General features: G+C 46.7%; 9 protein-coding genes. 8 read left to right on the forward strand and 1 reads right to left on the reverse strand.

The window, feature by feature from the left end; translation table 11 throughout:
* The first annotated feature begins 174 nt into the window (after window positions 1-174).
* From ACGTNI_RS16285 to ACGTNI_RS16320, 8 genes are all read left to right on the forward strand, one after another.
* Window positions 175-1,104 (forward strand): LCP family glycopolymer transferase, encoded by a 930-nt coding sequence (locus ACGTNI_RS16285; RefSeq protein ID WP_394463763.1) that lies wholly within the window; start codon window positions 175-177, stop codon window positions 1,102-1,104.
* A gap of 106 nt (window positions 1,105-1,210) precedes the next feature.
* A complete protein-coding gene (locus ACGTNI_RS16290) occupies window positions 1,211-2,086 on the forward strand; it encodes an SDR family oxidoreductase (RefSeq protein WP_085507778.1) in 876 nt (291 codons plus the stop codon).
* The gene (locus ACGTNI_RS16295) at window positions 2,070-2,825 is read left to right on the forward strand and encodes an alpha/beta hydrolase (protein ID WP_085507779.1); all 756 of its coding nucleotides are present in this window, start codon (window positions 2,070-2,072) and stop codon (window positions 2,823-2,825) included. The genes ACGTNI_RS16290 and ACGTNI_RS16295 overlap by 17 nt, the downstream gene beginning before the upstream one ends.
* Window positions 2,826-2,945: 120 nt before the next feature.
* Complete coding sequence (nagA, locus tag ACGTNI_RS16300; protein ID WP_394463764.1) at window positions 2,946-4,130, forward strand: N-acetylglucosamine-6-phosphate deacetylase; 1,185 nt, start codon at window positions 2,946-2,948, stop codon at window positions 4,128-4,130.
* Window positions 4,127-4,864, forward strand: coding sequence for a glucosamine-6-phosphate deaminase (gene nagB, locus ACGTNI_RS16305; RefSeq protein WP_394463765.1), 738 nt, complete (start codon window positions 4,127-4,129; stop codon window positions 4,862-4,864). Before nagA ends, nagB begins: the two co-directional genes overlap by 4 nt.
* 13 nt (window positions 4,865-4,877) lie before the next feature.
* Window positions 4,878-5,600, forward strand: a complete 723-nt coding sequence (locus ACGTNI_RS16310) for a GntR family transcriptional regulator (protein ID WP_394463766.1) — start codon at window positions 4,878-4,880, stop codon at window positions 5,598-5,600.
* Between the two features lie 58 nt (window positions 5,601-5,658).
* Window positions 5,659-6,381: a peptidoglycan recognition protein family protein gene (locus ACGTNI_RS16315; protein ID WP_394463767.1), complete on the forward strand. Its 723-nt coding sequence runs from the start codon at window positions 5,659-5,661 to the stop codon at window positions 6,379-6,381.
* A gap of 35 nt (window positions 6,382-6,416) precedes the next feature.
* Entirely contained in the window at window positions 6,417-6,872 is a 456-nt protein-coding gene (locus ACGTNI_RS16320) for a universal stress protein (protein ID WP_394463768.1), read from the forward strand.
* A 265-nt stretch (window positions 6,873-7,137) separates the two neighbouring features.
* Here ACGTNI_RS16320 and ACGTNI_RS16325 read toward each other — a convergent pair.
* Window positions 7,138-7,874: IS3 family transposase (locus ACGTNI_RS16325; protein ID WP_394463769.1), on the reverse strand; the 737-nt coding region annotated here is incomplete at its 5' end.

Below are 7,874 nucleotides of genomic sequence, written 5' to 3' on the forward strand. Positions count from 1 at the left end.
AAGAGGAGGCACATCCAATAAAAGGGTGTGTCTTTTTTGTTGCTATAAAAATGGTGAAGTCAAAACACACATATTTCGTGAGAGTTGAACGGAAATCGTCCTGCGAGCTTTTTTCTGAAGGAGTGGACATACCTTCCTGATCCGCTTCATATAATGCGGTAGGGGTGGGATGCGATGATGAATCACCAATGGAAAGAATGGAGCCGGAAACGAAAGTGGCTGATGGCGATAGGTCTGTCGATGCTGCTCGTGGTGGGTGGATCAAGTTCCTATTTGCTGTTTCTTTATCAAAAAGTCCACCAGACAGTGGTCGATGACTTATTCGAACCTGTAACGGCGATCGACAGTGAGACGAGTAAAAGGAAAACTGAAGCGAATGAGGCTTTGAATTTTTTATTACTGGGAATTGATGAGCGGGAGGAAGATATTGGGCGTCCGGATACCCTTATCGTCATGCATGTCGATCCTGACGGGGAAAAGGTCCGACTAATCAGCATCCCGCGTGACACGATGGCTTGGATTCCCGGGCACGGGAAATATGATAAAATCAACCATTCTTATACGTTCGGCGGATTGGATATGACGATAAAGACTGTAGAAGACTTGCTGGATATAAAACTGGATTATTACGCAACAGTCAATATGAAAGGGTTGAGTGGAATCGTCGATGCTGTGGGCGGCGTTCCGGTGACGAATGAATTTCCTTTTGTACAAGGAGGGTTTGATTATCCGGAAGGACCGCAAATGCTTTCCGGCGACCAGGCCCTTGCTTACGTCCGGATGAGGGATCAGGACCCAAAAGGCGATATCGGCCGTAACTACCGGCAGCGGGAAGTTGTGGAAGGAATCATGCAACAGGGAATGAGCCTTCAGGCTGTCGCAAATCTCGATGGTATCTTTGAAGTGTTATCAGCCCATATGCATACAAATATGACGTTAGATGAAATCAGAACAGTGGCAATCAATTACCGCAGCGCGTTAAAAAATATTGATATGTACCAGATAAAAGGGACAGACAGTTATATCAATGACATTTATTATTTACAGGTATCTCCAGATGAGATAGCGAAAGTCAATCAAATGATTTCCAGTGAAGCACTTTAAAAAAAGCAGGCATCCAGCCTGCTTTTTTGATTACCCCTAAAGCCGCTGGTTTATGTGATGAAAAAGAGTGGTAAGATGGTACAAAACAGGCAGAAAGGAGCCGTCCATGACGAAAACAGTAATGATTACAGGAGCGTCGAATGGGTTCGGGTATTTGACTGCTATCAAGTGTGCAGAAAAAGGCTTCCGGGTGATTGCGACGATGCGTAACATGAGCTATGCCGACCGGTTTGAGCAGGAGGTCAAGGATCCAAAAGTACTGGCACGAATTATTCCGAGACAGCTGGATGTAACGGATCATGACTCGATCCGGTCGTTTGAAATCAGCCTTGCTACCATCGACAGGATCGATGTATTGATCAATAATGCCGGCATGGCTGTCGGTGGGTTTGCGGAGGAGGTACCAGTCGAGGATTACCGAAAGCAATTTGAAACGAATTTTTTTGGAATGGTTGCTGTAACCCAGCTGGTACTGCCGATTATGCGAAGGCAGGGGTTTGGAAAAATACTGAATGTCAGCAGTATCAGTGGTCTCGTCGGTTTTCCGGGACTGTCCCCTTATGTAGCTTCCAAGCATGCGGTAGAAGGGTTCACGGAGAGCCTCCGGCTGGAACTGAAGCCATTCGGTATCGAGGCGGCCATGATCGAGCCAGGTTCCTTTCGGACGAACATCTGGACTAGAGGCACGTACATACCGGAAACAGCGTCACAGCCTGATTCGCCTTATGCCGATTATATGAAGCGAATCAAGCAGTATATGGAAGCGAGCAGGGAAACGATGGCTGAACCATCGCAAGTAGCAGCATTCACAAGCAAGCTCGCTGGGCGATCACCGTGGCCGAAAGTGAGACACCCGGTCGGTAAAGGGGTCCGGACGATGATATGGACGAAACGGTTATTACCTTGGCGCGTATGGGAAAAGCTTGTCATTCGTAAGATATGGAACAAAAGGGAGGAGATGCAAGATGAAAAAGACGTATGAAGTGCTTCCTGGTGCGGAAGCATTTTTTCAAGAAGGCAATGAGGTAGGTATCCTTGTTTTACACGGCTTTACCGGCACCCCGCAAAGCATGCGCCCCTTGGGTGAGGCGTTAGCAACAGCCGGTTTTTCCATTGCCATGCCAAGACTGGCCGGACATGGGACCCACTATGAAGATATGGAAAAGACAACCTATAAAGATTGGATCGCCTCTGCAGAAGAAGCTTTAGCATGGCTAAGGGAACGTACAAGTATATTGTTTGTAGCTGGTCTATCCATGGGTGGTACACTGGCACTCTCTCTGGCAGAAAAGTATGAAGATATTAAAGGGATCATGCTAATCAATCCGGCAATTGAGATGCAGCAGATGGAGGCGCTTAGAGAATCTGAAAACCAGCCGAGGTACCTGGAGTCGATTCATTCTGATATTCAAAAAGAAGGTGTCCAGGAACTGGCCTATGATAAAGTACCATATGCTTCCGTAATAGAACTGCTGAATTTACTCCATGAAGTTCGTGCGGATTTGGCAGATGTCCATTGTCCAGCGCTTCAGTTCGTATCCGATGAAGATCATGTCGTACCGCCGGATAATGCATCCTATATATTTGATGCTATTTTTTCTGAGCACACCGAACTTGTCCATTTGGAAAATAGTTATCATGTAGCGACACTTGATCATGATCTTGATTTGATCATCGAAAGGAGCCTGGAGTTTATCCAGCAATATAGCATGACCAAATAACTTATCCATTGTCTGGTGATACTACAACCAGGTAGTTTTTCTGAATGTGTATGCTGGTATAGACAACTATATACCTAAACTTTATAATAGAGCTAGCAGCTACATCAGGGAGGAAAAGTTATGACCCAGACATTGTTATTAAAAAATGTAACCATTATCGTCGAGAATGAAAAAGAAATGACAGGCTCTCTTTGGGTAGAGGGCGAAAAAATTACCGATATTTCGAAAGAAGGATTTTCGGAACGGACAGCCGATCGAGTCATAGACGGTAAAGGGAAGGACTGGACGGTAATTCCCGGGTTCATCGATGTTCATATCCACGGGGCAGCCGGCCATGACACCATGGATGCAACCCAGGAGGCGCTGGAAGGGATTGCAACCGTGCTTCCCGAAGAAGGCACAACCAGTTTTCTTGCGACCACGATGACACAATCAGAGGCAGCGATCTCCAAAGCCTTAGCCAATGCGGCGGATTACATTGACCATCAGGCCAATGGCAAGGGGGCGGAAATCATCGGCATCCATCTGGAGGGGCCGTTTATTTCCAAGGATAAAGCAGGAGCGCAGCCTTTAGAGCATATCATCGCCCCTGATCTCGAGCAATTCGATGCCTGGAACGAAACGGCCAGACAGCTGATCCGGCTTGTTACCATTGCTCCCGAAGAGCCGGGGGCGTTACAGCTGATTGAACATTTAAGTAAATCGGGCATCGTCGCTTCGATTGGTCATACGAACGCGACATTTGCAGAAGTGGCACGGGCAGTCGAAAAGGGTGCGACCCATGTCACCCATTTATATAACCAGATGCGCGGTCTCCACCACCGGGAACCTGGCGCTTTGGGAGCGGCTTTGCTGCACAAGGAATTGTCAGTGGAAATCATTATTGATTTTGTCCATGCCCACCAGGAGGCAGTCCGGCTTGCCTATGAAGCGAAAGGTCCGGAGAAAATGATGCTGATTACGGATGCGATGCGAGCGAAATGCCTCACACCAGGAGAATATGATTTAGCCGGACAGCAGGTTACCGTCAAAGATAATGAAGCTCGTCTTTCCGATGGAACAATAGCAGGCAGCGTCCTGACATTGAAGCAGGCTGTAGCTAATTTGAAGGAAACGGTCCATCCATCCGTTTACGACTTGATCCAGCTTACCTCAGCAAATGCAGCCAGGGAGCTGAATGTTTTTGACCGAAAAGGAAGTATCAGCACCGGGAAAGACGCCGACCTTGTCATACTGGATGAAAACTGGGATGTGGCCGTGACGATTTGTAAAGGAACGATTGCGTATGAACAGGAGGGTCGATGACAGTGAAAGTGATTGTGAAACAAGACTACCAGGAAATGAGCTGTGCCGCTGCTCATGTCGTTGAAAAGAAGATCACCGAAAATCCTCAGGCAGTACTGGGTCTTGCAACGGGAAGCACGCCGCTTGCGACGTATAAAGAAATGGTGAAGGGATACAAAGAAGGCGAATTCAGTTATCGCAATATCAAGACACTGAATTTGGATGAATACGTCGGACTCGATAAAAAACACGCGCAAAGCTACCATCGGTTTATGTGTGAGCACCTTTTCGATCACATTGACATTGATCTCGATAACACGCATATCCCTCAAGGGGATGCGCCTGATATTGAGCAGGAATGCCAGCGTTATGAGGGACTGATCGACCAAATCGGCCCTCCTGATCTTCAAATTCTCGGCATCGGAAGGAATGGACATATTGGATTCAATGAGCCGGGGACGCCGTTTGATTCGACTACCCATGTCGTGACATTAACGGAATCAACCAGGAAAGCCAATGCCCGTTTCTTTTCGTCATTAGAAGCAGTACCGACCCATTCGATTACGATGGGGATACGTTCCATTTTAAAAAGTAAACAGATTCTTCTGCTGGCATCCGGAGAAGAAAAGGCCCCTGCGATCGACAGGCTGTTGAATGGGGAGGTAGAAGAAGATTTCCCTGCTTCCGCGCTGAAGAACCACCCGGACGTAACGTTGATAGTCGATGAAAAAGCATATCAGAAGACAGTGAAGTAAAGGAGGAGAAACCATGTTGAACAAACAGTCCCCGCTCCCGATGTACTATCAGATTGAGGAAGATATAAAAAAACGGATAGCTAAACAGGAATTCCTTCCCGGCGAATCCATACCGTCGGAGCGGGCATTAACTGAGATGTATGATGTCAGCCGCATGACCGTTCGCCAGGCTGTCAATAATCTGGTCCAGGAAGGTCTTCTATATCGTGAAAAAGGAAAAGGTACGTTCATCGCCGAAGCAAAAATGGAGCAGTCATTAAGTGGACTGACAAGTTTCACCGAAGACATGAAACGGCGTGGTCTGAAACCTGGTAACAAGCTGTTGAGCTTCGAGGTGAAGGAAGCCGGCTCTCCATTGGCGAAAAAGCTAGGCATGGAAGCAGATGAACGCGTCTATGAAGTGAGACGTGTCCGGCTTGCCGACGACGTGCCGATGGCATTGGAAACAACTTATATCCCGTACGGTCTGATGCCGGAATTGACCGAGGAGCATATTCAGCAGTCGTTTTATGCTTATGTCGAATCACTCGGTTTAACGATCGGCAGGGCGGAACAGGCAATTGAAGCGGCATTGGCTGAAGAATACCAGGCAGAAGCTCTGGAGATCCCCCTTCATGCCGCATTATTAGGAATCGAGCGGCTGACCTTTACAACGGATGGCCGTCCATTTGAACTCGTGCAATCCGCCTACCGTGCTGATCGCTATAAATTTTTAGCAGAAATTCACCGGAATTAGTAAGGACCACACTTTTCCCGCTTTCCTTTCGATAATAAAGCGAAAGGGGGAAGGAAACATGCAACTGGAAATCCAATCGATGCTTTTACCAAAAAACCATCCATGCCGACCTGGCCATCACATGAAACCTGCATACATAACGGTTCATACGACAGGAAACCGTTCACGGGGTGCCAATGCCATGATGCATGGCAAGTATTTACACAATTTAGACGGAAGCAGAATGGTCAGCTGGCATTATACAGTAGATGAAAGAGAGGTCATTCAGCACCTTCCTGATAATGAAAGCGGCTGGCATGCCGGAGACGGAAACGGTCCAGGCAACAGAAGCTCAATCGGTATTGAAATCTGTGAACATGAGGATGGGGATTTTGAGCAGGCCGTCCGTAAGTCAGTCCAGTTAATTCGACAACTGCAAGACAAGTACGACATTCCGCTGTCCCGCATCGTTCCCCACCAGAAATGGAGTGGAAAAAACTGTCCCCGTCCGCTTTTGCCTGAATGGAATGCCTTTTTGATGAAGCTGCAAGACACCCCAGCTGGCCCTTTTTATATTGGTAAGAAGCTGGTCTCTGTCTATGATGGCAGGCTGCGGTTTTATGTCCGGCCTTCCTGGAAGGATGAAGATGTATACGGTCACGTGACATCAGGGTATGGGTTTCCGGTTATCACAAACAAATTGAAAGTAGGAAATGGCTTACAATATGAGGTGAAAAATAGTAAGGGGAAGGTGTTTTATATTACCGCGAGCGAACAATATGTCCGGCTGTTAAACGTATAACAAGCGCTTTCATGGTATAATAGTAGTAGATAGAAATGAATCCCATTGGAAAGGAGCTGGGTGCAGTGAGTAAAACCTATCTTGTCCCTGTTGATGGCTCAGACCACTCCTTGCGCGCACTGGAATATGCGTTGGAAGTGGCAAATGACGAAGGAGATAAGCTGCTGCTGGTCCATGTCCAGCCTTCGTATAACACCCATAATGTCCGACGCTTCCTATCGAAAGAGCAGATCAAATCTTATCAGGAAGAGATGGCGGAAGAAGCGTTCCAAACCACTGAACCTCTCCTTGCCAGGCATGATGTGAGCGTTGAAAAAATGATGCTTATTGGTGTTGCAAGTGAAGAAATCTGCAAGCTGGCGCGAAAAGAGAAAGTGAACGGCATTATCATGGGCTCCCGCGGCCTTGGCCGAGTGAAAGGATCGATTCTGGGCAGCATCAGCTACAGCGTCATCCACACCGCAGACGTCCCCGTCACCATCGTCCCGTAGCTCTACAAACCTTGCTGATTCATATTTTATAAAACTATAACTACCATGTGAAAACCTTAGAGTTCTTATAAGACTCTGAGGTTTTCTTTGTAAAAGAAATGGAAAAAATCATGGGCTATAAGGGTGGGTACTAACTACATTTCAGGTTCCGTCTACTTTTAATTGGAAAGGGGGAGGGAAATGACGAGACTCCTGCGGGAAAGGAATGTCAGGCAAGACCCCGCAGAGCTTTTGAAATGACCCCCTAAAATTGGACACTATGTAATTAAACAGCTTCTTCAAATTTTTCACGGTATTGGACAGGACTCATTCTAAGCTTTGATTTGATTCGTTGGTGATTATAGTCATCCACAAATGCTGTCAGTTCCTCCTTGAAGTGTTCGACACTTTCAAATTCTTTATAATAAAGAAGCTCTGACTTCATGATTCCAAAAAAGTTTTCTATAACCGCATTGTCGTGACAGTTGCCTTTTCTCGACATGCTTTGTGTAATCCCTGCTTCTTGCAGGGTTTGGCGATATTGTGGCATTTGGTAATGCCAGCCCTGGTCGGAATGCATTAATAATTCATCATCATCACTCAAGCGTTCTAAGCCCTTTTCTAACATCTCTTCGACAAGGGAATAAGTCGGGCGCGTACCAAGCGTATAAGAGATGATTTCGCCATTAAAAAGATCAAGAATAGGAGAGAAGTAGAGCTTCTCACCGAATAGCTTGAATTCCGTGATGTCTGTGACCCATTTTTGATTGGGTTTCTCCGCCTGAAATTCCCGGTTCAACAGGTTATCAGCCACTTTTCCGACCCGGCCCTTATAAGATTTATATTTCTTCATTCGTACCCGGCATTGAAGCCCTAACTCTTTCATAAGGCGATATACTTTTTTATGATTCACGTGAATCCCCTGGTTTTGAAGGGCATTTTGAATCCGGCGATAGCCATACTTCCCATCCTGTTCATGATAAATCGCCGTGATTTTCTTCTTCAACTCTTCGTCAGGATCAC

This window comes from Thalassobacillus sp. B23F22_16, from assembly GCF_043496955.1.
In the GTDB taxonomy this organism is placed as follows: Bacteria; Bacillota; Bacilli; order Bacillales; family Halobacillaceae; genus Thalassobacillus; species Thalassobacillus devorans_A.